This window comes from Variibacter gotjawalensis (assembly GCF_002355335.1).
Taxonomy (GTDB): Bacteria; Pseudomonadota; Alphaproteobacteria; order Rhizobiales; family Xanthobacteraceae; genus Variibacter; species Variibacter gotjawalensis.
In genome coordinates, this window is record NZ_AP014946.1 from 3,719,533 (window position 1) to 3,742,950 (window position 23,418).

24 protein-coding genes are annotated in these 23,418 nt (G+C 63.2%); 10 read left to right on the forward strand and 14 right to left on the reverse strand.

Translation table 11 applies throughout. The features are described from left to right. Nucleotides 1-50: 50 nt before the first annotated feature. Both GJW30_RS18240 and GJW30_RS18245 read left to right on the forward strand, forming a co-directional pair. On the forward strand, nucleotides 51-668 hold the full coding sequence (locus tag GJW30_RS18240; protein ID WP_197703742.1) for a carboxymuconolactone decarboxylase family protein: 618 nt from the start codon (nucleotides 51-53) through the stop codon (nucleotides 666-668). 69 nt (nucleotides 669-737) lie between these two features. Continuing rightward, nucleotides 738-1,064 (forward strand): hypothetical protein, encoded by a 327-nt coding sequence (locus GJW30_RS18245; protein WP_096357842.1) that lies wholly within the window; start codon nucleotides 738-740, stop codon nucleotides 1,062-1,064. A gap of 376 nt (nucleotides 1,065-1,440) precedes the next feature. On the opposite strand, the gene GJW30_RS18250 is transcribed toward GJW30_RS18245, so the two are convergent. Further along, the gene (locus GJW30_RS18250) at nucleotides 1,441-1,845 is read right to left on the reverse strand and encodes a septal ring lytic transglycosylase RlpA family protein (RefSeq protein ID WP_096357843.1); all 405 of its coding nucleotides are present in this window, start codon (nucleotides 1,843-1,845) and stop codon (nucleotides 1,441-1,443) included. A gap of 332 nt (nucleotides 1,846-2,177) precedes the next feature. Here GJW30_RS18250 and GJW30_RS18255 point away from each other — a divergent pair, with 332 nt between their 5' ends. The 6 genes from GJW30_RS18255 to GJW30_RS18280 are packed head-to-tail and all read left to right on the forward strand — an operon-like array spanning nucleotide 2,178 to nucleotide 7,421. Then, entirely contained in the window at nucleotides 2,178-2,459 is a 282-nt protein-coding gene (locus GJW30_RS18255; RefSeq protein WP_096357844.1) for an acyl carrier protein, read from the forward strand. A gap of 25 nt (nucleotides 2,460-2,484) precedes the next feature. Continuing rightward, a complete protein-coding gene (locus tag GJW30_RS18260; protein WP_096357845.1) occupies nucleotides 2,485-2,955 on the forward strand; it encodes a 3-hydroxyacyl-ACP dehydratase FabZ family protein in 471 nt (156 codons plus the stop codon). After that, complete coding sequence (locus tag GJW30_RS18265) at nucleotides 2,948-4,123, forward strand: beta-ketoacyl-ACP synthase (RefSeq protein ID WP_096357846.1); 1,176 nt, start codon at nucleotides 2,948-2,950, stop codon at nucleotides 4,121-4,123. Before GJW30_RS18260 ends, GJW30_RS18265 begins: the two co-directional genes overlap by 8 nt. 30 nt (nucleotides 4,124-4,153) lie before the next feature. Next, on the forward strand, nucleotides 4,154-5,431 hold the full coding sequence (locus GJW30_RS18270) for a beta-ketoacyl-ACP synthase (protein WP_096357847.1): 1,278 nt from the start codon (nucleotides 4,154-4,156) through the stop codon (nucleotides 5,429-5,431). 8 nt (nucleotides 5,432-5,439) lie between these two features. Continuing rightward, nucleotides 5,440-6,462: a zinc-binding dehydrogenase gene (locus GJW30_RS18275; RefSeq protein WP_096357848.1), complete on the forward strand. Its 1,023-nt coding sequence runs from the start codon at nucleotides 5,440-5,442 to the stop codon at nucleotides 6,460-6,462. Between the two features lie 2 nt (nucleotides 6,463-6,464). Then, nucleotides 6,465-7,421, forward strand: a complete 957-nt coding sequence (locus GJW30_RS18280) for a lipid A biosynthesis lauroyl acyltransferase (RefSeq protein ID WP_096357849.1) — start codon at nucleotides 6,465-6,467, stop codon at nucleotides 7,419-7,421. A gap of 151 nt (nucleotides 7,422-7,572) precedes the next feature. On the opposite strand, the gene GJW30_RS18285 is transcribed toward GJW30_RS18280, so the two are convergent. From GJW30_RS18285 to GJW30_RS18310, 6 genes are all read right to left on the reverse strand, one after another. After that, entirely contained in the window at nucleotides 7,573-8,658 is a 1,086-nt protein-coding gene (locus GJW30_RS18285; RefSeq protein WP_096357850.1) for a polyamine ABC transporter substrate-binding protein, read from the reverse strand. A 385-nt stretch (nucleotides 8,659-9,043) separates the two neighbouring features. Then, entirely contained in the window at nucleotides 9,044-10,192 is a 1,149-nt protein-coding gene (locus GJW30_RS18290; protein WP_096357851.1) for an aminotransferase, read from the reverse strand. A 21-nt stretch (nucleotides 10,193-10,213) separates the two neighbouring features. Further along, a complete protein-coding gene (locus GJW30_RS18295) occupies nucleotides 10,214-10,537 on the reverse strand; it encodes a rhodanese-like domain-containing protein (protein WP_096358913.1) in 324 nt (107 codons plus the stop codon). A 372-nt stretch (nucleotides 10,538-10,909) separates the two neighbouring features. Further along, nucleotides 10,910-11,482, reverse strand: a complete 573-nt coding sequence (locus tag GJW30_RS18300) for a GDYXXLXY domain-containing protein (protein WP_096357852.1) — start codon at nucleotides 11,480-11,482, stop codon at nucleotides 10,910-10,912. Then, nucleotides 11,479-12,744, reverse strand: coding sequence for a DUF2157 domain-containing protein (locus GJW30_RS18305; protein WP_096357853.1), 1,266 nt, complete (start codon nucleotides 12,742-12,744; stop codon nucleotides 11,479-11,481). The genes GJW30_RS18300 and GJW30_RS18305 overlap by 4 nt, the downstream gene beginning before the upstream one ends. Before the next feature lie 161 nt (nucleotides 12,745-12,905). Beyond that, a complete protein-coding gene (locus GJW30_RS18310) occupies nucleotides 12,906-14,834 on the reverse strand; it encodes a potassium transporter Kup (RefSeq protein ID WP_096357854.1) in 1,929 nt (642 codons plus the stop codon). A 209-nt stretch (nucleotides 14,835-15,043) separates the two neighbouring features. Here GJW30_RS18310 and GJW30_RS18315 point away from each other — a divergent pair, with 209 nt between their 5' ends. Both GJW30_RS18315 and GJW30_RS18320 read left to right on the forward strand, forming a co-directional pair. Further along, a complete protein-coding gene (locus GJW30_RS18315) occupies nucleotides 15,044-15,358 on the forward strand; it encodes an AprI/Inh family metalloprotease inhibitor (protein ID WP_165391584.1) in 315 nt (104 codons plus the stop codon). 55 nt (nucleotides 15,359-15,413) lie between these two features. Continuing rightward, nucleotides 15,414-16,046, forward strand: coding sequence for a glutathione S-transferase family protein (locus tag GJW30_RS18320; protein ID WP_096357856.1), 633 nt, complete (start codon nucleotides 15,414-15,416; stop codon nucleotides 16,044-16,046). A gap of 9 nt (nucleotides 16,047-16,055) precedes the next feature. Here GJW30_RS18320 and GJW30_RS18325 read toward each other — a convergent pair whose 3' ends face one another. The 7 genes from GJW30_RS18325 to GJW30_RS18355 all read right to left on the reverse strand — a co-directional run bounded on the left by GJW30_RS18325 (nucleotide 16,056) and on the right by GJW30_RS18355 (nucleotide 23,328). After that, nucleotides 16,056-16,484, reverse strand: coding sequence for a PaaI family thioesterase (locus tag GJW30_RS18325; protein ID WP_096357857.1), 429 nt, complete (start codon nucleotides 16,482-16,484; stop codon nucleotides 16,056-16,058). Nucleotides 16,485-16,492: 8 nt separating this feature from the next. Continuing rightward, complete coding sequence (locus GJW30_RS18330; RefSeq protein WP_096357858.1) at nucleotides 16,493-17,812, reverse strand: TRAP transporter large permease; 1,320 nt, start codon at nucleotides 17,810-17,812, stop codon at nucleotides 16,493-16,495. Continuing rightward, nucleotides 17,809-18,306 carry a TRAP transporter small permease gene (locus GJW30_RS18335; RefSeq protein WP_096357859.1) on the reverse strand — a complete coding sequence of 166 codons (498 nt, stop codon included), beginning with the start codon at nucleotides 18,304-18,306 and terminating at the stop codon, nucleotides 17,809-17,811. Before GJW30_RS18335 ends, GJW30_RS18330 begins: the two co-directional genes overlap by 4 nt. 6 nt (nucleotides 18,307-18,312) lie before the next feature. Next, nucleotides 18,313-19,365: a TRAP transporter substrate-binding protein gene (locus GJW30_RS18340; RefSeq protein WP_096357860.1), complete on the reverse strand. Its 1,053-nt coding sequence runs from the start codon at nucleotides 19,363-19,365 to the stop codon at nucleotides 18,313-18,315. A gap of 142 nt (nucleotides 19,366-19,507) precedes the next feature. After that, the gene (locus GJW30_RS18345) at nucleotides 19,508-20,413 is read right to left on the reverse strand and encodes a CDP-alcohol phosphatidyltransferase family protein (protein ID WP_096357861.1); all 906 of its coding nucleotides are present in this window, start codon (nucleotides 20,411-20,413) and stop codon (nucleotides 19,508-19,510) included. Nucleotides 20,414-20,508: 95 nt separating this feature from the next. Beyond that, complete coding sequence (locus tag GJW30_RS18350; protein WP_096357862.1) at nucleotides 20,509-21,207, reverse strand: phosphatidylserine decarboxylase; 699 nt, start codon at nucleotides 21,205-21,207, stop codon at nucleotides 20,509-20,511. 180 nt (nucleotides 21,208-21,387) lie between these two features. Continuing rightward, complete coding sequence (locus tag GJW30_RS18355; protein WP_096357863.1) at nucleotides 21,388-23,328, reverse strand: ABCB family ABC transporter ATP-binding protein/permease; 1,941 nt, start codon at nucleotides 23,326-23,328, stop codon at nucleotides 21,388-21,390. Nucleotides 23,329-23,418 lie beyond the last annotated feature (90 nt).

A 23,418-nucleotide genomic window follows, 5' to 3' on the forward strand; every position in this document is an offset into this window, starting at 1 on the left:
GGGCCGGAAGTTCGCAGACGTTACCGATCTCGCGAACGAATGGAAACGCCATGCCGAAAAAGCCGCAAAAGAAGAAGCCGAGCAAAAAGCAGCCGATCAAACAGCCGAAGGCGCGCCTGACGCCGCCGTCGCTGGACAGCCTGACCGAGGCCCAGGAGAAACTCAAAGCCGCCATCGCGTCCGGCCCGCGCGGTTCGTTCCGCATGGAAGGTCCGTTCGCGATTTACATGCAGGCGCCCGAATACGGCATCCTCGCGCAAGAACTCGGCGGTTACGTTCGCCTGCGCTCGACCGTGCCGCCGCGTCTGTCCGAAACCGCGATCCTCTGCACGGCGAAATTTTGGCGCGCGCAGTTCGAATGGTACGCCCACGCCCGCATCGCGGCGGAGAAGGGCGTGAAGGAAAAAACCATCAAGGCCATCCTCGCCGGCAAGCGCCCCGATAAGGCGCCGAAGGACGAGATCGCGATCTACGACTTCGTGAAAGAGCTCTACGCCGACCGCCGCGTCAGCGATGCAACTTATAAGCGTGTGCAGAAAGTGCTCGGCGATCAGGCCACCGTCGAACTCGTCGGTATCTGCGGCTATTACGCGATGATCTCGATGCTGCTGAACACGTTCCGCGCGCCGCTTCCGGCCGGTGAGGAACTCATTTTCAAGGAGCCATGACGTCGCCGCGTAGCGAGATGCGCGTCAAATAGGCTGCGACGCCGAGTCTCCCTGTGCTAGGTTGGCGCCATGTCGATGGAGCCCCAAAAGGAAGAGCCGCCTCCCGAGCGAACCGCACAGATCTTGCGGTTTGAGCGGAAGAAGAAGGCTGAACCGAAGGCGGCGGCGCAGTCGCCGCTCGCGGGCTTGGGCAAATTCGCCAAGACGAATCAGCCGGACGATTTCGCGCATCGGCAGAAGACGAATGCGGCCGCGGTGCTCGTTCTGATGTTGCTGGTGGTCGGCGGCGTCTGGCTCGCCATCAAGCTATCGGAGCTGCGCAAGTCGCAGGACTGTGTCATGGCGGGACGCCGCGACTGCGCGCAGCAGATTTCGACGCCGACGATTTATCGCTGAGCAGCTAATAAAAACTCCGTCATGGCCCGGCTTGTCCGGGCCATCCACGTCTTACTATTCCACTTTTGAAGAAAGACGTGGATGGCCCGCATGAAGCGGGCCATGACGAACGATAGGCTCGTTTTGAATCGAGGCTACAGGTTCAGAGCTGGTCATTCCGGCCGAGCTTGCCGCTCGCGTAGCGAGCCAAGCGAGGGCCGGAATCCATATCCCCGGTCGAACGATGATCACTGGGGTTATGGATTCCGGGCTCGCGCGCTTGCTACGCAAGCCAGCGCGCCCCGGAATGACCGCCTCCCGCGATTGCCCCCCAAACGAATGAGGCCCGGCGCTCGTAAGCGGCCGGGCCCCAGTAGGCGCAATGCCTTCGACGGTCTTAGTTCACGACCGAGAGGCTGACCGGCGCGAGGCCGCTCATGCCGATCGCCCGAGCGCCGGCCGGCGTCAGGTCGATCACGCGGCCGCGGATGAACGGACCACGATCGTTGATACGCACGACGACGGAACGTCCGTTGCGGGTGTTGGTGACGCGGACGCGTGTGCCCATCGGCAGGGTCCGGTGTGCGGCCGTCAGGCCACCGAGATTCGTACGCTCACCGTTCGCGGTGCGATTGCCGGTGTGGCCGTACCAAGAAGCCATTCCACTGTGAGAATTGCCGTAGTTCTTATGAACGTGATGTTTATGAGCCTTTTTCCGTGTCTTGGCTTCACCTGTGGCCGGAGCGAGAACTGCCAGAGAACACAAAGCGACTGCCAAAAAACGCAAACCAGAAAACTTCATTACAAACGCACCCCTGTGTTGTTTTCGTCTTTGAGTGATGGACCCCCAAACCGCATCCAGGTCGCGCCTTCGTGGTTCAATGAGGCGAGAATAAGGGAACGATCACGAGATATGCCGACGGCGCATGGCTTAAGGCGCCTTAAGGGCCAAATGGGTGCAGTGCAGCATTGCTGGGCGCAACGCTAGGCTCGGCATTGCGGGATGGGGAACCCTTCGCTATACGAGCACGCAATCAGCCGGCGCGCGGGGATTCATGCGGCGCCGGTTTTTCTTGCAGTAGCGGCGCAGCCTCGGGGGCGTTCGCAAACGATAAGCGAATCAAAGGATTAAACATGGCTTCGACGTTCGACACGGTGGCCAACATCATTGCTGAGACCTGCGATATTCCGCGCGAGAACATCACGCCGGAAAGCCATGCGATGAACGACCTCGGCATCGACAGCTTGGACTTCCTCGACATCGCATTCGCGATCGACAAAGCGTTCGGCATCAAGCTTCCGCTCGAGCAGTGGACCGCCGAAGTCAACGAAGGCAAGGCGACGACCGACCAGTACTTCATCCTGAAGAACCTCTGCGAGCGCATCGACGGACTGGTGGCCGCCAAAAAGGCGTAACGGGCCGCGCGGCCATACGAGACACATGAACCTCGAGTACTTCCAGCTCATCGACCGCATCGTCGATCTGTCGCTCCCGGAGCGCCGGATCACGGTCGAGGCGAGGGTCCCGGAAACCAGCACGATTTTCGAAGGCCACTTCCCGGGTCATCCGTTGATGCCGGGCGTTCTCTTGATCGAGTCGATGGCGCAGTCGTCCGGCTGGCTGGTGATCGCCGCCGGCGGCTTCAAGCAGATGCCGTTTCTCGCACAGGTGAAAGAAGCCAAGCTCCGCACCTTCGTGTCGCCCGGCGCCCTGCTCCGCCTCGAAGCCGAGCTGATCCACGAAGGCTCCGGCTTTGCGGTGACGAAAGTGAAAGTCACGCAGGACGGCAAGGCGATTTGCAATTCGGAACTCGTCTTCCGCGTCGTCGACTTTCCGAACGACGAGATGCGCGGCAAAATGCGCGAGACTGCGGAGCGCATCGCGTTCCCGATGGGGATGATCAATGCCTGACGCGCCGCGCGAAGTTTGGATCACGGGCATCGGCATCGTCTCGTCGCTCGGCGAAGGCCGCGACGCACATTGGCAGGCTTTGAGCGAAGGCCGCTCGGGCGCAAATACCGAGCTACAGACGCCCTACACTGTCTACCCGATCGTCCCGCTGAACTACGACCAGCAGATCGCCAAGAAAGGCGATCAGCGCCAGATGGAAGCGTGGCAGCGCATCGGCACTTACGCGGCCGGTCTCGCGCTCGACGACGCAGGCCTCAAGGGCAACACCGAGATCCTCTCTCGCATGGACTTGATCGTCGCGGCAGGCGGCGGTGAGCGCGATCTCAACGTCGACAGCGCGGTTCTCTCCGGCCGGCCGAAAGCCGAGAACCCGGACGCGTTCCTCAACGAGCGCCTGATGAGCGATCTGCGTCCGACACTCTTCCTCGCGCAGCTTTCCAACTTGCTCGCCGGCAACATCTCGATCGTGCACGGCGTCACCGGCTCCTCGCGCACCTTCATGGGCGAAGAGGCTGCAGGCGTCGACGCGATCCGCATCGCCTTCGCGCGCATCCGCGCCGGCCAAGGCGACATCGCCCTCGTCGGCAGTGCCTATAACGGCGAGCGTAAGGAAATGGTGCTGAACTACGAGTTCGGCAGCTACAACCGCAAAGGCGCCGCCGGCTCCGTGTGGGACGGCAAAGGCTTCTCGCTCGGTTCGCTCGGCGCGTTCCTCGTCATCGAGTCGAAAGAGCATGCGGAGAAGCGTGGCGCAAAGCCGCTCGCCCGCATCGCTTCGGTCGCGGCCGATCAGACCAAGCGGCAGCCGGGTGCCGTCACGGGCTTCTTCGAGAAGGCACTCGGCGCGCTCGATGTGCGCGCAGGCGAAAGCGCGGTTGTCTCCGGCGTGTCCGGCGCTGCCGCGCCGACCGCAGAAGAGCGCGACGTGCTCGGTAAGACGAACATTCCGGTGCGCGCGACCCAGAACCAGATCGGCCACGGCCTCGAAGTGCAGTTCCCGATGAACATCGCGCTCGCCACCTTGGCGCTACAGCAGGGTTCGCTCTACCCGTCGCAGGATAAATCTGGCGTCGAAAAGGATGGCCCGGCGAAACTGACGCAGGTTCTGGTGACCGGCATCGGGCATTGGCGCGGCGAAGGACTGGCGCTGATCGAAGCGACCCACTAAATCGCTTCGAGGGACACGGGAACCGCACGCATGACGACATATCGCGACAAGGCTGGACGGCCGATCGTCGTCGTGACCGGCATGGGCATCGTCTCCTCGCTCGGTCAGGGCAAAGAAGACAACTGGAAGAAGCTCACCGCCGGCGAGTCGGGCATCCGCGAGATTTCACGCTTTGCGACCGACGGCATGAAGACGCGCATTTCGGGCGCGGTCGATTTCCTCGGCGAAGCCGCCTGGTGCGGCCCGGCGCTGACCGAGGAACTCGCGATGCGCGCCGCCGACGAAGCCGTCGGCCAATCCGGCGTCGGCGCCAAAGGCGATTTCCCCGGCCCCCTCTTCCTCGCCGTGCCGCCGATCGAATTCGAATGGCCGCAGCGCGAGGAAGTCGCGCAGGCCGTCGGCGGCGACACGATCGATTACGACGCGATGCTGCGCGTCGCCGGCGAGCAGCGCTTCCAGCGCTATCACGAGCGCTTCCTGTTCGGCTCGGTCGCGGCGCATCTCGCCGACCGCTTCGGCACGAAGGGATCGCCGATCTCGCTGTCGACCGCATGCGCCTCCGGCGCGACCGCGATCCAGCTCGGCGTCGAGGCGATCCGCCGCGGCGACACCGACGCGGCACTCGCAATCGGCACCGACGGCACCGTGAACCCCGAGACGCTGATCCGCTTCTCGCTGCTCTCCGCGCTCTCGACCGACAACGATCCGCCGCAGGGGGCATCGCGTCCGTTCGACAAGCGGCGTGGCGGCTTCGTGATGGCGGAAGGCGCCGGCGCGCTCGTGCTCGAAAGCCTCGAAGCCGCGACGGCGCGCGGCGCGAATATCCTCGGCGTTCTCACGGGCTGCGGCGAGAAGGCGGACGCTTTCCACCGCACGCGGTCGAGCCCGGACGGAAAGCCGATCATCGGCTGCATGCGCGAAGCGCTGAACGACGCCGGCCTCGCGCCCGAGCAGATCGACTACATCAACGCACACGGCACCGGCACGCCCGAGAACGACAAGATGGAATGCCTCGGCGTCACCACGGTGTTCGGCGAGCGCGCGAAGGACATCCCGATCTCGTCGAACAAGTCGATGATCGGCCACACGCTGTCGGCTGCCGGCGCGATCGAAGCCGTCGTCACGTTGATGACGCTCGGCGCGCAGCGCATTCCGCCGACGATCAACCACAAAGAGCCCGATCCGGGCATCCCGCTCGACGTTGTTCCGAACACGGCGCGTGACGCGAAGATGGCGCACGCTGTGTCGAACTCGTTCGGCTTCGGCGGACAGAATGTCAGCCTCGTGCTTTCGCGCGAGCCTGCTTAAGGAATTTGATGCGCGCGTTAGCTCTCGTCGAAGATCGCAAGATCGCGGTCACCGAATATGACTTGCCGCCGGCGCCCGCCGCCGGCGAGGTGCAGGTGCGCGTCAAGGCGATGGCGCTGAATCACCTCGATCTCTGGGGCTTCCGCGGCATGGCCTTCGCGAAGCGGCAGTATCCGCTCGCGGTCGGCGCCGAAGCCTCCGGTGAAGTCGCCGCCGTCGGCGAAGGCGTAACGCACGTCAAACCCGGCGACGCGGTCGTCATGTACGGCGCGCTCACCTGCGGACACTGCAAAGCCTGCCGCGAAGGCCGCGACAATCTCTGCGAGAACGTGCGCGGCGTGCTCGGCTTCCACGTCGACGGCTTCGCCCGCGAGCTCCTCAACATCGAGGGCCGCCTCGTCATCCCGGTGCCGAAAGGCGTCTCGATGCGTGACGCTGCTTGCGCGGCGATCACCTACTCCACCGTCGAACACATGCTGTTCGACAACGCGAAGCTCGAGCCCGGCGAGACCGTATTGGTGCATGCCGGCGGCTCCGGCATCGGCACCGCCGCGATCCAGATGGCGAAGGCGATCGGCTGCACGGTCATCACCACGGTCGGCGACGACGAGAAGCTCGCAAAAGCGCTCGCGCTCGGCGCCGATCACGCGATCAATTACCGCACCGACCGTTTCGAAGGCGCGGTGCGCAAACTGACGCTGAAGAAAGGCGTCGACGTCGTATTCGAACACGTCGGCGCGGAGACGTTCAACGGCTCGCTGCTCTGCATGAAGCGCGGCGGCCGCCTCGTCACCTGCGGCGCGACATCCGGCCCGTCGACCACGATCAACTTGATGATGCTGTTCCAGCAGCAATACCGCATCATCGGCTCGTTCGGCGCGCCGATGAACGCGATCCGCAAAGGCCTCGACAAGATGGCGGCCGGCCTCAAACCGGTCATCGACACCGAGATCGAACTCGCCGATTTCGAGAAGGGCCTTGCCCGCCTTGCCAGCCGTCAGGTGTTCGGCAAGATCGTCGTTCGCTTCTAGTCATGTCGTTCAACAACGCGATCCAGCGCATCAAATTGCGCGGCGCGTTGGTCGGCAAACGCGCGCTCGACGCGACCGCCGGCGTCATCGCTGTCGCGGTGCTCAAAATCATCCGGCGTTTCGATCCGGAAAAAACGTCACGCTTCGCCGGGCGTCTCACGCAGCGCATCGGCCCGTGGTTCAAGGAAGACCGCATCGGCCGCGAGAACTTGCGCGCCGCGTTCCCGGAAAAATCCGCCAACGAGATCGACGCGATCCTGCGCGAGGTTTGGTACAACATCGGCCAGGTCGGCGCCGAATACGCGCATCTCGACAAAATCGGCCGCATCGAACTCGACGCGAACGGATTGCCGAAAGCCGACGGCCGCATCATCTTCGACCCGCAGACGCGCGAGCTCTTCGATCAATTGCGCGACGACGGAAAACCGGCGCTCATCTTCGCGGCGCACCTCGCCAACTGGGAATTGCCCGCCGTCACCGCGGCGGTGTTCGGGTTGAAGGCAGACCTCCTCTATCGCCCGCCGTCGATCGGCGATGTCGCCGAAGCAATCAACCGCATCCGCGCGATTAACATGGGCCGCCTCGTGGCGACCGGTTCCGACGCGCCGATCAAGCTCGCGGCAACGCTCGAGCGCGGCGACCACGCCGGCATGCTGGTCGATCAGCATCAAAGCCGCGGCGTCGATGTCGTGATGTTCGGCCGTCCCTGCAAGGCGAACCCGACACTCGCGCGCCTCGCGCGGCATTTCCCCGATTGCCCGATCCACGGCGTCCGCGTCATCCGCCTACCCGAGCACAAATTCCGCATCGAGCTGACGCCCGCGATCGAACCCGCTCGCACCGCGACCGGCGCGATCGACATCACGGCGACGACGCAGCGCATCACCGACGTCATCGAAGGCTGGGTGCGCGAATATCCCGCGCAGTGGCTCTGGCTGCACCGCCGCTGGCGGTCGTAGCCCGGATGAAGCGGCGGCGAAGCCGCGCGCGAAATCCGGGAGCAGCGATAGCGGCTCTTCCGTTCCTGGATTTTGCTCGGCGTGCGCGACAAGCGCGCCGCCTCGCTTCATCCAGGCTACAAGTAACAGAGACAAACGCCGCGACGGAGCCCTATTTCCCCGTCTTCACCCGCGTCCACAATCGGTTCGCAACCCGCTGCGTCTTCTGGTCCTTCGCGCGAATGGTGTAGAGCCGCGCGAGCGTCTCGGCATCCGGATAAACCGTCTTGTCGTTCATCACTGCCGCATCGATCTGCGCTTGGCTCGCGAGATTGCCGTTCGCATAGCCGATGAAATTCGTGTTCTTCGCCGCAACGTCGGGCCGCAACAGATAATCGATGAAGGCATGCGCTTCCGCGACATTCTTCGCATCCTTCGGGATCGCGAGATTGTCGAACCACATCTGCGCGCCCTCTTTCGGGATCGCGTAGCCGACATCGACGCCGTTCTTCGCTTCGGCCGCGCGCTTCTGTGCCTGCTTGATATCGCCCGAATAGCCGACCACGAAACAGATCTCGCCGGTCGCCAGCGCGTTGAGATACTCGGACGAGTGAAACTTGCGCACGCTCGGCCGCACCTTCGTCAGCAGGTCGGCGGCTTTCGTGAGATCGGCTTCGTTCGACGAGTTCGGATCGATCTTCAGATACTTCAGCGCCGCCGCCAGGATGTCGTCGGAGGCGTCCAGCATATCGACGCCACAAGCTTTCAGCTTCGCGAGCACCTCGGGCTTGAACACCACATCCCAGCTATCGATCGCCGTATCGCCGAGCGCCTGCTTCACCTTCGCGGCGTTGTAGCCGATGCCGGTGGTACCCCACATATAATTGACGGCATGCTCGTTGCCGGGATCGTAGACGGCGAGACGCGCGGCAATTTCCGGCCACGCATTCTTGAGATTCGGCAGCTTCGCTTTGTCGAGCTTTTGGAAAATGCCGGCTTTGATCTGCCGCTCGAGAAAGTTCGCCGTCGGCACGACGACATCGTAGCCGGAGCGCCCGGCGAGCAGCTTCGTCTCCACCATCTCGTTGGTGTCGAACGTGTCGTATTTCACCTTGATGCCGGTTTCCTTCGTGAAGGCTTCCAGCACGGCGGGATCGATATAGTCGGACCAGTTGTAGACGTTGACGACGCGCTCCTGCGCATAAGCCGGCAGTGCGACGAGCAGCAGAGCGAGCGCGCGGAATAGAGTGCGGGACATCAAAGGCCTCCGTAATTCGGACGGACGTTAGCGAACTGAAAAAAGTAGGGCAATCATTCCGTCATCCTGAGGAGCGACGCGAAGCGGCGCGTCTCGAAGGACGACGGCCCCTGAAAGCGGCGCTATCGATATTCTCCGTCATGGCCCGGCTTGTCCGGGCCATCCACGTCTTACTTGCATCTCAGAAAAAGAAAGACGTGGATGGCCCGCATGAAGCGGGCCATGACGACGGATGGGTTGGTGAGCTAGAGAGACGTCCGGGACCGTAGCCCGGATGAGCGAAGGAGCGCGCCAACGGCGCGCCCGAGCGATATCCGGGGACAGCAATCGCGATCAATTCAGTTCCCGGATTTCGCGCTCCGCGCTTCATCCGGGCTACCAGAAACTACCGCAACACGTTCGCCAAACGCTCCAACGCGGTATCCAACGTCGCATCGCGCTTGGCGAAACAAAAACGCACCACCGAGCGCACGTGATCGCTCGCGTAAAAAGCCGAAACCGGGATCGCCGCAACCTTATGGTCGGCAACGAGACGCCGACAGAACGCCTCATCGTCTTCATTCAGCCCGAGCGGCGCGAGATCGACGTTGATGAAATACGTGCCCTGACTCGGCAGCACCGGAAAACCGAGCGACGACAAGCCTGCCGCGAAACGATCGCGGCTGCGCTGCATGTCGGCGCGCATGCCTTCGAAATAGCCGTCGTCCTTGCCGAGACCGTAAGCCACGGCCGACTGCAGATTCGGCGGCGTTGTGAAGGTGATGAACTGATGCGCCTTGGCGAGCACGCGCATGAGGTTCGGCGCCGCGCAAACGAAGCCGACCTTCCATCCCGTCAGCGAGAAGATCTTGCCGGCCGAGCCGATCTTCACGCAGCGCTCGCGCATACCATCGATCGCCAGCATCGAAATGTGCCGCAGGCCGTCGAACACGACGTGCTCCCACACCTCGTCGCACACCGCGATGGCGTCGAACTTCGTGCAGAAGCGTGCAAGCAGTTCGAGGTCTTCGCGCGGCATCACGTTGCCGGCCGGATTGAGCGGATTGTTAAGCAGCACCACCTTCGTCTTCTCGGAGAAGACCTCGGCGAGCATCGCCTCGTTGAAGCGCCAGTGCGGTGGCGTAAGACGCACGAGCTTCGGCACGCCGCCCGCGCGCTTCACCAGCGGCAGATAGGCGTCGTACATCGGCTGAAAAAGAACGACTTCGTCGCCCGGCTCGATCAACGCCATCATCGCGCCGGTCAGCGCTTCGGTCGCGCCCGACGTCACCATCACTTCGCTGTCCGCATCGAGCGTAAGGCTTTGCCAATGCGCGTAGTGCGTCACGATGGCGGCGCGCAGCTCCGGCAGTCCCATCATCGGCGGATATTGGTTCCAGCCATTGATGACGGCGTCGGCCGCTTTGCGGCGCACATCCTCGGGGCCCGGATCGTCCGGGAAACCTTGTCCGAGATTGACGGCGTCATGCTCGCGCGCAAGGCGCGACATCACTTCGAAGACGGTCACCGGCAGACCGTCGAATACCGGATTCATACGCACGTGATTGTCCTGCGACTAAGTCTTCGTCGGAAGTCCGGCTTCTTTCCAGCCAATGATCCCACCGGCGAGGTGTGCTTTGTACGGCAGCCCATGCGCCTGCGCGGCGAGCGACGCCGTGATCGAACGGCGGCCAGAACGGCATGCGAAGACCACCTGACGGCCCTGCGGATCGGGAAGCTGGCTCGGATCGAATGTCGAGAGCGGCGCATCGACGGCGTCCGGATAGGCCTCCGCCGCGATCTCGTTCGGCTCGCGTACGTCAACCAGCAGAATGCGGCCTTCGGTCAGGCCTGCGGCGACTTCCTCGGGCGTCATATCGCGAACGTTCGGATCGGACATCGGCATCTCCCCGCCGCGGGAATGCGCGGCGGCGACTTCCCTAAACCGATCCCGAAAACCATGCAATCCGTTTTATCGGACGAGCGATCTGTTTCGTAGAACACGCTCACCTTCGTAGCCCGGATGAGCGCGCGCAGCGCGCGAGATCCGGGACCGCTCGAAGCCGCAAGTGCCGCTCCCGGATGTCGTTCGGCTCCGCCGAACTCATCCGGGCTACACCCTGCGCACGCTTGGCCGGGATGACACCTGTGGAGACACCCGCCGCGTAGCCCGGATGAGCGCGCGCAGCGCGCGAGATCCGGGACCGATCGAAGCCGCAAGTACCACCGCTCCCGGATATCGTTCGGCTCCGCCGAACTCACCCGGGCTACCTTAAAACAACGGCTCGTCGTAGACCGGCTTCCCGTCGATCAGCAGCCGCTTGATCGCGGCGCGACCGGACGGCGTGACGGCAGCGATTACCGTCACCTTGCCGTCGTTGCGCGCATGCTCGATGTCGCGGCCCTGCCCTTCCGGCACGAAATACTTCTCCAAGCCGAAACTGATGTTACGAGTCGAGCAGTAGCGGCACGACGGCATTTTGCCTTGCAGCAGCAGCTCCTGGCCGCTCACCGGCACCGGCGCCGCATGCACGGAGACGCGCGAGTAAACGCCGTTCTCGCCGGGCGCGAGCTTTACGTAGACGGTGCCGCCGCGCTTGCCGATCTCCGGCGGGACATCGCGATCTTCCAACTGACCGACGTCATAAGCGAGCACGACATAATCGCCGCGCAGGAAATCGCGCGGGTCGACCGCGCGGGTCGCCAAGAGCACATCCTTGCCGGTGCGCAGGATCGACACCCGGTCGTAGACCATCGCGGCGACGAGACCGGCCTGGACGATCGCGGCGAGCGCGAACCACAACGGCCGCGGCACACGGCGCAGCGTTGCCATCAGCGCGTTCATGCGGCCTCCTTCACTTTAGGCATCCACCGTCCGAGCAAGACCGCGAGAGCGATTGCGGCGCCACCCGCGATGGCGAGGAACAGCGAGCGGCGCAGTAGCGAGCCCTTCACGGTCCAGGTGATGATTGCGATCAGCGCCGCCAGGCCGAGCCAGCCCGCGACGACGCGCGGCCGCTCGTCGTCGAGCATGCCGGAGACGACCATCGCCAGCATGGATGCGAGCGCGAGCGCGTAGCTGAACCACGGCTCGACGTTATCGTTCGGCCGCGCATAGACGGCCATCGCGAGGACGCCAAGGACGAGAGCCACCGCAGCCAGTCCGTGGCCGGAACGCTTCGCGATGACGGCGGCGACGAGCGCACCGAGAATACCCAGCGCACCGCAGATCATCTCCCAGCCGACAACCGTCGGGCTTTGCGTTCCGGGCGCTCCCGCAATCGCGAAGGCGAGCGCGATCGCGAAGCCGAACGCCGCATAGTTGGCGAACGTTCGCCCAAGCGCTTCGACGCGCGGTGACAAGCCGAGCATCAGCCCTGCGCCCAGCATGAAGGCGGAACCGTTCGCGTAGGCGAACGACGGATTGTAGTTGCCGTTACCGAGAAACTCGGCGGTGCCGAACACCGTCGTGCCCCACCAGGCCATCGCGGCAACGGCAACGAGATGACGCGCGGGCGGCGAATTCCAAATGATGCTGAGCGCAACGCCGACAAGCCACAGCGCGATGAACGGAAAATGCGGGACGATGTCGTCGAACGCGCGCCCGCCGCTCCAGATGCTCGCGGCAACCAGCGACACCGCAAGCGCGCCGCGTGATTGCGTGACGATCGCGGCGAAAAGCGCGCCGATCGCCCACAGCAGCATGCCGCCGGCGAAATCCTCGCCGAGGTGATACATCTGCCCGGTGAGCGCGATGGCCGCGCCGAACACGATCGAACCGACCGTCGCGCCGAGATCGGCGAGCAGCGGACGATCGTTGCTCGCGAAGAACGCGCCGAGGCCATACGATGCGACGACACCGGCGACCAGGATAGCAAAGCGCGCCGGGCGCGCGATGCCTTCCCAATTCGCCGCGACGAAAGCGAGGAAGGCGGCCGCGATCAGCAGGCCGCCGACGATGGCAACCGCGGTCGTGAGATCGACGCCCTTCGGCATCGGGCCGAGTGCGGATTGGATGGATGCGCGCGTGCCGGGGACGACGGTCCCGTCGGCCTCCCATCGCGTCAGATCCTGATCGAGTCGCTGGCGATATTTGGTTTCGAACATCGGAAGTTGTGTACCTCAGAGGTACCAACCTACGCCAGCGACCGGGGCGGATTTACGCACAGCAGGTGGCCGAGGCGCGGCCAATTGCCGGCCAATCCCCGGTCAATTGCCGGCCAATCGCTGCGTCATTGGCTGCGCCATTCGTGCGCAGCCGCGCGCCGTCAGACCGTGACCTGCGTGCCGATTTCGACGACGCGGCCGGTCGGGATCTGGAAGAAGTCGCTGGCATCGCTGGACGATTTTGCGAGCCCGATGAATAGCCGATCCTGCCACAGCGGCATGCCGGACTGCGCGGCCGGCTTGATCGCGCGGCGCGACAGGAAGAACGACGTCGACATGATATCGAACGTCCAGCCGAGCTTGCGAGCGATGGCTAAAGCCTTGGGAATATTGGGCGTTTCCATATAGCCGTAGCGCAGCGTCACGCGCGAAAACTTCGGCGAACTCTGCGAAATCGTGACGCGATCCTCCTCCGGCACGCGCGGCGTGTCGGTTGTTTTCACCGTGAGGATGACGTTGTGCTCGTGCAGAACCTTGTTGTGCTTGAGGTTATGCAGCAGCGCCGTCGGCGCAAAATCCGGATCGGACGTCAGGAAAACGGCCGTGCCCGGCACGAAATGCGGCGGCCGTTTCTCGAGACTTTTCACCAGCTTATCGAGCGGAATTTCCGTGCGCCGCGTTTTCTGCCCCAAAATTCTACTGCCGCGCATCCACGTAAACATGATGAGCATCGTGACGCCGCCGAATAAAACCGGCACCCACGCCCCTTCCAACAGCTTCACGCTCGTCGCGACCATGAAAACCAGGTCGACAAAAATAAATGGAGCCATCAACGCCACCGTCGACCAGAAGCGCCAACCCCACAATTTCCAGATCACGATGAACCCAAGCGGGCCGGCGACGAGCGTCGCCATCGACACCGCGAAAACGTACGCGTGCGCGAGGTTACTCGACGAACGGAACAGCAGCACCAGCAACAACACGCCGACCAACAGCGTCGTGTTCACGCGCGGCATATAGATCTGCCCGTAATGCGTCGCCGATGTATGACGAATTTCAAAGCGCGGCAGCAAGCCGAGTTGGATCGCCTGCTGCGTCAGCGAGTAAGCGCCAGTGATAACGGCTTGGCTCGCGATGACAGTCGCCAGCGTCGCGACGATGACGAGCGGGATCAGGAGATAGTCGGGCACCATGCGATAGAACGGATCGTCGATCGCGCCTGGATTGGTCAGGATCAACGCGCCCTGGCCAAAATAGTTGATCAGCAGTGCCGGCAGCACGAGGCAGAACCACGCGGCCTGGATGGGCTTGCGGCCGAAGTGACCAAGGTCGGCGTAAAGCGCTTCGCAGCCGGTCAAAACGAGAAACACCGCACCAAGCGTGATTATGCCGATCTTCCCGTTCGCGATGACGAACGACACCGCATAGTAAGGATTGAACGCCGCGAACACCGTGAGATCGCTCGCGACGTTGAAGATACCCATCACGGCGAGCGTCAAGAACCACAAGCAGGTGACGGGACCGAAGAACACCGACACGCGACCTGTGCCCTGGCTCTGCACTGCGAACAGCGCGACCAAGATCACCACCGTAATCGGCAACACGAACGGCTGCAGCTGCGGTGCCGCAATGCGTAAACCTTCGACGGCCGACATCACCGACAGCGCCGGAGTGATGAATGACGAACCGTAGAACATAGCCGCGCCGATGATGCCCATGATCAGCACGAACGGCGTGCGTCGCCCGAGCGCGCGGAAAACGAGCGCTGTGAGCGATAGCGTCCCGCCTTCGCCGTTGTTGTCGGCGCGGAGCAGAATGAGAATGTATTTCATCGTCACGACGATGATCAGCGACCACACGATCAGCGACAAAACACCAAGGACGATGTCGCGCGTGATCGGTCCGGTGCCGGCCGCTGCCGTGATCGCTTCGCGAAATGCGTAAAGAGGGCTAGTGCCGATATCGCCGTAGACGACACCGACGCTGCCGACGGTGAGCGCAAGGAAACTCGGGGCGTGATCGTGCCCTTCGGCTGCCGGCGTATCCGCCGCAGGAGATGCGGGCGCGGAGTTACTCGCTACTTCAGTCAAAATGTGGCCCCCAAGCCGGGTGCTCTTTATAGCAGTCCTAAGAGGAAGGGAACATCGCCACGACGCCAGAGTTCCGGCAAATTTTGCGATCCTCGCCCGCTGCGCTAAGAAGGGGTTCCTTCGCCACAATTACGCACTTGCTGAGAGTAATGCGCTTCCGTTACGTCATTCCTGCATTGATTTTACTCACCGCCTGCGGCGAGAGCACCATGGGCCGCTTCACCACGCCTGCGACTCCCACCGCACAGCCCGTCGCATCGCAGGATATGACGGGACGCTGGACCTTCAGCGCCGTCTCGGGTGCAAGCTGCGCGATGAACTTCACGTCGCAGGGCGCGGAAGGCAGCATCAAGCCCGAGGGCGGCTGCCCCGGCGAAATGTATAAAAGCCGGCAGTTTATTTTCGACGCGAGCGGCCTCATCATTCGCGACCATACTGCGGCGCCGCTGGCGCAGCTTCGTTCAGCCGGATCGAATCGCTTCGAAGGCCAAGCCGGCGCTCAGGCGGTCTCGCTCTCGCGTTGATCTGACATTGCTTCTTGTCGTCCCGCACGAGACACTGCGGCGAAAAGAGGGAACCATGGCCAGCACCAAACTCTACTGCTTCGCGCAATCCGGCAACGCTTACAAAGCTGCGCTGATGCTCGCGCTCACGAAATCGGACTGGGAGCCGGTCTTCGTCGATTTCTTCAACGGAGAGACGCGCGGCGATGCTTATCGCGCGACCGTCAACGAGATGGGCGAAGTACCGGTTCTCGTCGAAGCCGATGAGAAACTCTCGCAGACCGGCGTGATCCTTCCTTATCTCGCCGAACAAACCGGCAAGTTCTGGCCAGCCGACGCGAAGGCGCGTCGCGAGGTCATGCGCTGGATCATGTTCGACAATCACAAATTCACCAGCTACCTCGCGACCTACCGGTTCCTGCATGCTTTCGCGAAATCGGACCCGCCTGTCGTCGCGTTCCTACTAGCGCGCGTCAAAGCTGCTATCGCGATCGTCGAGAAGCATCTCGGGACACAGCCGTTCATCGCAGGCAACGAGCCGACGATCGCGGACATTTCGATGTGCGGCTATCTCTTCTACCCGAAGGAAGAGTTCGGCTTCGACATCGCGGCCGAGAACCCGAACATTGCGGCGTGGCTGGATCGCATTCGCGCGCTGCCCGGCTGGGTGCATCCTTACGAACTGATGCCGGGGCACCCGCTGAAGTAGGCGTGAGCCTTACTGGAACTCGACCGTCATCATCGTCGCGGTGATGAGCGCGATATGTTTGCGCTTGTCGCCCGCGAACGAAAACACATCGCCTTGCGTGACGACGAGACGCCGCCCCGCCCGCACGACGCGACCTTGCGCGATCAGATAGTCGCCTTCCGCTGGTGCAAGGAGATTGAGCTTAAACTCTGCGGTCAGGATGCCCATGTTGAGCGGCATCGTCGTCCGCGCCGCAATGCCGCAAGCCGTATCGGCGATCATCGCGACAATGCCACCGTGCACAAAGCCATGCTGCTGTGTATTGGTGATGTCGTATGGCAGCCGCAGATCGCACTCGCCGGCCGCGAGGTGCGCAATCGTGGCGCCGACCTTCGACATAGCTTTCTGCTGGTCGAAGGTTCGGCGAACCTCGGCGACCAATTCGGGATCGAGAGACATCGGCTTGCTCAGTTCAGCCAGCGCACGAGCACGAGCGTGATCGAGGGAAAGAGAACGCAAATCGTCAGCCGCACGATGTCGGCTCCGATGTACGGCAGAACGCCCGCGTAAGTACGCGTGATCGGCACATCCTTCGCAATCGACGACACGACGAACACGTTGAGCCCGATGGGTGGCGCCGTCAGCCCGATGCCGACGACCGTCAGCATAAGAATGCCGAACCAGATGCCGACCTCGTCGGGCGGCATGCCGAAGTCGAGCGCGGTGACGATCGGGAAGAACACAGGCAACGTCAGCAGCATCATAGCAAGCTCGTCCATCACGGCGCCGAGCAGGATGTAGAAGATCATCAGCGCGAACATGATGCCGTACGGCGACAAGCCGGAGCTGGCGACAAGCTCTGCCGCCTTCTGCGGCATCTGCGAGAGCGCGAGGAAAGCGTCAAACACCTCCGCGCCAAGCAGGATCGCGAAAATCATCGCGGAGGTTTCGGCGGTCTGCAGAAAGCTAAGCTTGAAATCTTCGAAGCTCAGCGAGCGCTGCAGCAGCCCGACCGCGAGCATCGCGACTGTACCAACGGCCGCCGCCTCTGTCGGCGTAAAGATGCCCGAATAAATGCCGCCGATGACGAGCAGAATGACCAGCAACGCCGGCCATACCGCTATCACCGAACGCACGCGCTCCGGCCGGTCCATCTTCGGCTGCGTCGGCGCGAGATGCGGACGAAAGCGCACCACTAGAAAGATCACGATGCAGTAGAACGAGACCGCCATCAGTCCCGGAATCAGCGCGGCTTGAAACAGCTTCGCGATATTCTGCTCGGTGACGATCGCGTAGACGACGAGAATGATCGACGGCGGGATCATCAAATCGACGACGCCACCGATCGCGATCGTGCCGGTCGCGAAACCACCGTCGTAGTTGTAACGTCGAAGCTCCGGCAGCGCCGCGCGGCCGAACGTGGCCGTCGTCGCGACCGACGACCCGCAGATCGCGCCGAACACGGTGCAAGCCGCGATCACCGCGTAAGCGAGACCGCCGCGCATATGTCCGATCAGCGCACGCGCCGCCGCGAACAGATCGCGCGCGAGACCTGAGCGCTCCGCAAACGCGCCCATCAGAATGAACAGCGGGATGACAGACAGCGTGTAGTTCGAGAACAGATAGTATGGCGTCGACTTCATGTAGTTGAGGAACGTCCCCCAACCCGCGAGGTAGATATAACCAAGACTTCCGGTTGCCAGCATCGCAAGCGCGATCGGCATCCGGATCGCGATGAGCGCGAGCATGCCGACGAAGGCGATGCCGGCAACGCCGAGTGTGCTCATACGCCGCTCCGCATGCGGCGCGCCGCAGTCGCGAAAGCAACGAAGGTCAGGAAGATACCCATCACGGCGCACGCGCCGATCGCCCAACCAGTCGGTAGGCCGAGGATCATCGAAACGGTGTTGGAGCGCAGCGTGTCACCTGCGCCGACGAGCAGGCGCCACGCGACGATCGCCATGACGAGGCCGTAGACAATATCCCACAAGGCATCGAGCCCGCGCTGCACGCTCTCCGGCAACCACGTCGTGAACGTATCGACCATGATGTTGCCGCGGTGCCATTGGCAGAGCGGCAGGAACGCAAAGACCGAGAGCGCGGTCGCGATCTGCACCAGCTCGATATCGCCCGGCACAGCGCTGTCGGCGAATTTGCGCAATGCGACGCTGACGCAAACCATCACGGCTGCCGACAGCATGAGGCAGCCACCGAGGATGGCGAGCCCGGCCGCAATGCCACCGAGCAGCGCCTTGTCGCTCGAGAGTGGCCCCTCGCTCACGCGCTTTTATGCCTTCTCGTATTTGGCAACGAGCGCGCGCGCATTGGCGAGCAGCTTCTCGCCGTCGATGCCCTTGTCCTTCGCGGCCTTGACCCAAGCCTCGATCACCGGCTCGGTCGCTTTCTTCCAGCGTGCCGCCTCTTCCTGGTTGATCGACGCGACGGTGTTGCCGCGCTTGCGCACCATCTCCTCGACCGCCTTCGCCTGATCGTCCCACATTTGGCCGGCCATCTGCGCGACGACCTGGCCCGAGTTTGCGTCGATGACCTTCTTGAGATCATCCGGCAAGCTTTCGTACTTCGCTTTGTTCATCGCGAGCACGAAGGATGCCGTGTAAAGCGTCGGCGAACCGGCAATCTCGGTATGGAATTTTAGCAATTCTTGCACCTTCACGGCGGGTACCACTTCCCACGGAATGACCGCGCCATCGAGCACGCGCTGCGCCAGCGACTCCGGCAGCTGCGGCAATGGCATCGGAATTCCGTTGGCGCCGAGTGCTTTCAGCGCCTCGCCGGCAAGACGCGTCGGCGAACGCAGCTTGAGGCCCTTGAGGTCTTCCATCTTGGTTATGGCTTTGCCGGTGTGGATCACGCCGTGGTCGTGCGACCATGCGCAGATGATCTTCGTCTCGGCGAACTCGTCGCGGAACTGGCCGGTGTCGAAGAGCTCCTGCGTCGCCTTCGCGTTCGGAATGCCGCGCTTGGCGGCAACGAACGGCAGCTCCATCACTTCGATCGACGGGAAGCGCCCCGGCGTGTTGCCCGGCAAGGTCCAGACGAGGTCGGCGACGCCATCGCGCGCCTGATCGTAAAGCTGCGGCGGCGTGCCGCCGAGCTGCATCGAGGGGAAGATGTCGATCTTGATGCGGCCGCCCGATTCGGTCTGCACCTTGTTGACCCACGGCACCCACAGCTTGGAATGGGCGTTGGAGACCGGCGGCAGAAAGTGGTGGAACTTCAGCGTCACCTGCGGCGACTGCGCGAAGCCGGATTTGGCTACGGCCGGCATGGCAACCGCAGCGCCGGCGAACTTCAAGAATTGACGACGTGCAAAAGTCATGGATGCTCTCTCCCCTGTCGCCGGTTCGGCCGGCGCGTCTTATTATTGTTGAGCCTACTGAAACTCCGCATACACCGCCACGCCCACGGGCGCCAGCCACGCAGGTTTTACCGACCCGGAAGCGGAATTCGCTGGGATAAAGTCAGTGCCGGGTCGGCGGCTGGTTCTCGGTCGGCTCGCCGGCAGGCAAACCGGTCGGATCGGCCGACGGCGCCGGCCCCGGAACGGAGGCGTCCGGCTTGCGCAGCGAAGCCTCGTGCTCGGCCGCGAGTCGCTTGTAGTAGGCGACGCCGAACGGAAGGCTGCCGAGATACGCCACCGTCAGCACCGCAAGCAGCGCCCAGGGGTAGCTGATCAACAGTGCCACCGCGAGAATGACGACCACGATCAGCGGCAGCACGAGTTCGGTCGAAACGCGCTTGCCGACTTTTTTGCCCGAAAACACCGGCACCCGCGACACCATCAAGAAAGCCACGGCGAGCGTATACAGGCAAGTGAACCAGATGAGGGTCTTTCCCTTCGGCAAATCGAGGAAGAAGAGATAGATCGGCAGCAGCACGACCAGTGCGCCCATCGGCGCCGGCATGCCGGTGAAGAAGTTCGCCGCATACGGCGGCTTGTTCGGATCGTCGATCTGCACGTTGAAGCGCGCGAGACGCAGCGCCGCCGCGATCGCGAAGATCATCGCGGCGATCCAGCCCGCGTTACCGATTTCGTGCAGGCCCCAGAACCAGAGGATAAGGCCCGGCGCGACTCCGAAGTTGAAGAAGTCCGCGAGGCTGTCGAGTTCGGCGCCGAAACGCGACGTACCCTTCAGCATCCGCGCGACGCGACCGTCGATGCCGTCGAGCGCGGCCGCAAACACGATCGCGGCGAGCGCGTATTCGAGCTTGCCTTCGACCGCCATGCGGATGCCGGTCAGACCGGCACATAGAGCGAGCAGCGTGATGACGTTGGGCACGAGCAGGCGCACCGGAATGGCGCGGAACCTCGCCCGGCGGGCTTCGCGGCGCTCGGCCGCACGAAGGATTTTATCTTCTCGGCGCATTCTAGGACTATAACGCGCTTGAGGCCGGATCGCTACGGCATGCGTGCGGCGAAATTTGCGAGCCTTTGCGGAACCTTAATGGGTCCCGTCAACGCTTAGCCCACACGATACGTGGTGTTAGCAGGCCGCGTGCCGAGTTCCGCTAGGATCGTCTCGCCGGCGAGCGACGTCTGCCCCTCGGATACCATAGGCACCGTGCCGACCGGCATATACACATCGAGCCGCGAGCCGAACCGGATCAGGCCGAAGCGCTCGCCGATGCCGAGCGCCCCGCCCTCGCGTGTGAAGCAGACGATGCGGCGTGCGACGAGGCCGGCGATCTGGACGACGCCGATCTTCTGCCCACCGGCGTCGATCACCAGCGCGTTGCGCTCGTTGTCTTCGCTCGCCTTGTCGAGATCCGCGTTGAGGAACTTGCCGGCGCGATAGACGATGCGATCGACGGTGCCGGCGACCGGGCTGCGGTTCACGTGGCAATCGAACACGCTCATGAAGATCGAAACGCGCGGCAGCGGCTGGTCGCCGAGTTCCATCTCTTTCGGCGGCACGAACATGCCGACCGTGCTGACGCGGCCGTCGGCCGGCGACACGACGAGGCCGGGACGCACCGGCGTCACACGCGGCGGATCGCGGAAGAAGTAGCAGCACCAGCCAGTGAGGAAGAGACCGATCCAGCCGAGCGGCTGCCACAGCCAGAACAGCACCAGCGTCGCCACCGCGAAGATTGCGATGAATGGATAGCCCTCGCGATGGATCGGGACCATCTGGTCACGCATGGACGTAACGATCGACATTCGGCCTCTCTGCTGCGGCGGCAATAGCGCGCGGCCCTTCTACTCCGCAGCCCTATTTCAGGCAAATCGACTCACCTCAGCCGTCATGGCCCGCTTTATGCGGGCCATCCACGTCTTTCGTCGAGCGCAGAAAAGGAAGACGTGGATGGCCCGGACAAGCCGGGTCATGACGAAGTGGCGCTACTTCACTGTGACAGTGGGCCGATCCGGCACGACGGCATCGGCACGCGCGGGTTCTGCAACCGCCGGTGGATTCCGGTTGGGGGCGACGGGTTCCTCTTCGACACGCGCGAGCAGTTCGCGGGCCTGCTGCGCCTCGCGCTGGCGGTTCCACATGCCGGCGTAGAGTCCGCCCTGCGCCAACAGTTCGGTGTGCGTGCCGCGCTCTGCAATCAAACCGTCGTCGAGAACGATGATCTCGTCGGCGCCGATCACCGTCGACAACCGATGCGCGATGGTCAGCGTCGTGCGATTCTGCGACACACGGTCGAGCGCGTCCTGGATTTCCTTCTCGGTGTAGCTATCGAGCGCCGAAGTCGCCTCGTCGAGCACGAGGATCGGCGGCGATTTGAGAATCGTGCGCGCAATCGCGACGCGCTGCTTCTCGCCGCCCGACAGCTTCAGCCCACGCTCGCCGACCTCCGTCTCGTAGCCTTGCGGGGAGCGGCGGATGAAGTCATCGATCTGCGCAAGCTCGGCAGCAGCCTCAACCTCCGCATCCGTCGCTTCCCAACGCCCGTAGCGAATGTTGTAGCGGATGGTGTCGTTGAACAGCACCGTATCCTGCGGGACCATACCGATCGCGCCGCGCAGCGAGAGCTGCGTTACATCACGAATGTCCTGCCCGTCGATCGTGATGCGGCCACCGGTGACTTCGTAAAAGCGGAACAAAAGGCGCGAGATCGTCGACTTGCCGGCGCCCGATGGCCCGACGATCGCGACCGTCTTCCCGGCCGGCACTTCGAAAGAGATGCCCTTCAGGATCGGCCGATCCGGCTGATACGCGAAGCGCACATCCTCGAATTTGACGCCGGCCCGGGCGACACGCAGCGGCTGCGCACCCGGCGGATCCTTGATCTCCGTATCGCGCATCAGGATCGTGAACATCGACTCGATGTCGATGATCGCTTGTTTGATCTCGCGATACAGCATGCCCATGAGATTGAGCGGCTGATACAGCTGGATCATCATCGCGTTGATCATGACGAAATCGCCGACCGTATTCGTGGCCTGCGAGATTCCGTACGCGCACATCACCATCGCGGTCGCGAGACCTGCCGTGTAGATCACCGCCTGCCCGGCATTCAGCACCGCGAGCGACGTGTAAGCCTGTACGCTGGCGCGCTCGTAGCGCTCCATCGATTTATCGTAACGCTCGGACTCGCGCTTCTCGGCCGTGAAGTATTTGACCGTTTCGTAATTCAGCAGCGAGTCGATCGCCTTGGTATTCGCCTCGGTGTCGCTATCGTTCATCCGGCGGCGGATGTTGATGCGCCATTCCGTCGCGAAATACGTGAACCCCGTATAGATGCCGACTGTCGCCAGCACGACGACGACATAGCGCCAGTCGAACATGTAGAGCAGCACGCCCGCGATCAGCACGACTTCCAGGATCGTCGGAGCGAGCTGAAGGATGACCATGCGCACGATCGTCTCGATGCCGTTGCGGCCGCGCTCGAGAACGCGAGTCAGCCCACCGGTCTTGCGCTCGAGATGAAAGCGCAGCGACAGATCGTGCATGTGCCGGAAGGTCAGGTTCGCGAGGCGCCGCACCGCATGCATCGCGACCTTCGCGAACATGCCGTCGCGCGCTTGCGTAAGCAGTGCCATGACGACGCGCGTCAGGCCGTAAGCGATCGTCATCGCAATCGCGAGGGCAGCAACACTCATGCCGACCGTGAACGGCCCGCTCGGATGGCCGGACAACGCGTCCGTGGCCCATTTGAAGGTGAACGGCACCGCCATCGTCGCGAGCTTGCCGGCCGCCAGCAGCAGCACGGCCCACAACACACGCCGCTTAAGGTCGGCGCGCTCGTGCGGCCAGATATACGGCCACAGCCGCGTAAGCGTATTGAGCAGCGTCGCACGCGACAGCGGGTCGTCCTGAGGCTTGTCGGTCATGAGGCTGCTTGGGAAGTCCTGACGCGGCGTGGAGTTACGCCGCCAGTCACAATATAGTCGTTCTAATCGCCGAGTCTCAGGGGCGAGGCA

What these genes read in the sequence shown, in the direction of transcription:
- GJW30_RS18240 (WP_197703742.1), top strand. Translation starts at nt 51, where the DNA reads ATGCCGAAAAAGCCGCAAAAGAAGAAGCCGAGCAAAAAGCAGCCGATC.
- GJW30_RS18245 (WP_096357842.1), top strand. Translation starts at nt 738, where the DNA reads ATGTCGATGGAGCCCCAAAAGGAAGAGCCGCCTCCCGAGCGAACCGCA.
- GJW30_RS18250 (WP_096357843.1), bottom strand. Translation starts at nt 1,845, where the DNA reads ATGAAGTTTTCTGGTTTGCGTTTTTTGGCAGTCGCTTTGTGTTCTCTG.
- GJW30_RS18255 (WP_096357844.1), top strand. Translation starts at nt 2,178, where the DNA reads ATGGCTTCGACGTTCGACACGGTGGCCAACATCATTGCTGAGACCTGC.
- GJW30_RS18260 (WP_096357845.1), top strand. Translation starts at nt 2,485, where the DNA reads ATGAACCTCGAGTACTTCCAGCTCATCGACCGCATCGTCGATCTGTCG.
- GJW30_RS18265 (WP_096357846.1), top strand. Translation starts at nt 2,948, where the DNA reads ATGCCTGACGCGCCGCGCGAAGTTTGGATCACGGGCATCGGCATCGTC.
- GJW30_RS18270 (WP_096357847.1), top strand. Translation starts at nt 4,154, where the DNA reads ATGACGACATATCGCGACAAGGCTGGACGGCCGATCGTCGTCGTGACC.
- GJW30_RS18275 (WP_096357848.1), top strand. Translation starts at nt 5,440, where the DNA reads ATGCGCGCGTTAGCTCTCGTCGAAGATCGCAAGATCGCGGTCACCGAA.
- GJW30_RS18280 (WP_096357849.1), top strand. Translation starts at nt 6,465, where the DNA reads ATGTCGTTCAACAACGCGATCCAGCGCATCAAATTGCGCGGCGCGTTG.
- GJW30_RS18285 (WP_096357850.1), bottom strand. Translation starts at nt 8,658, where the DNA reads ATGTCCCGCACTCTATTCCGCGCGCTCGCTCTGCTGCTCGTCGCACTG.
- GJW30_RS18290 (WP_096357851.1), bottom strand. Translation starts at nt 10,192, where the DNA reads ATGAATCCGGTATTCGACGGTCTGCCGGTGACCGTCTTCGAAGTGATG.
- GJW30_RS18295 (WP_096358913.1), bottom strand. Translation starts at nt 10,537, where the DNA reads ATGTCCGATCCGAACGTTCGCGATATGACGCCCGAGGAAGTCGCCGCA.
- GJW30_RS18300 (WP_096357852.1), bottom strand. Translation starts at nt 11,482, where the DNA reads ATGAACGCGCTGATGGCAACGCTGCGCCGTGTGCCGCGGCCGTTGTGG.
- GJW30_RS18305 (WP_096357853.1), bottom strand. Translation starts at nt 12,744, where the DNA reads ATGTTCGAAACCAAATATCGCCAGCGACTCGATCAGGATCTGACGCGA.
- GJW30_RS18315 (WP_165391584.1), top strand. Translation starts at nt 15,044, where the DNA reads ATGGGCCGCTTCACCACGCCTGCGACTCCCACCGCACAGCCCGTCGCA.
- GJW30_RS18320 (WP_096357856.1), top strand. Translation starts at nt 15,414, where the DNA reads ATGGCCAGCACCAAACTCTACTGCTTCGCGCAATCCGGCAACGCTTAC.
- GJW30_RS18325 (WP_096357857.1), bottom strand. Translation starts at nt 16,484, where the DNA reads ATGTCTCTCGATCCCGAATTGGTCGCCGAGGTTCGCCGAACCTTCGAC.
- GJW30_RS18330 (WP_096357858.1), bottom strand. Translation starts at nt 17,812, where the DNA reads ATGAGCACACTCGGCGTTGCCGGCATCGCCTTCGTCGGCATGCTCGCG.
- GJW30_RS18340 (WP_096357860.1), bottom strand. Translation starts at nt 19,365, where the DNA reads ATGACTTTTGCACGTCGTCAATTCTTGAAGTTCGCCGGCGCTGCGGTT.
- GJW30_RS18345 (WP_096357861.1), bottom strand. Translation starts at nt 20,413, where the DNA reads ATGCGCCGAGAAGATAAAATCCTTCGTGCGGCCGAGCGCCGCGAAGCC.
- GJW30_RS18350 (WP_096357862.1), bottom strand. Translation starts at nt 21,207, where the DNA reads ATGTCGATCGTTACGTCCATGCGTGACCAGATGGTCCCGATCCATCGC.
- GJW30_RS18355 (WP_096357863.1), bottom strand. Translation starts at nt 23,328, where the DNA reads ATGACCGACAAGCCTCAGGACGACCCGCTGTCGCGTGCGACGCTGCTC.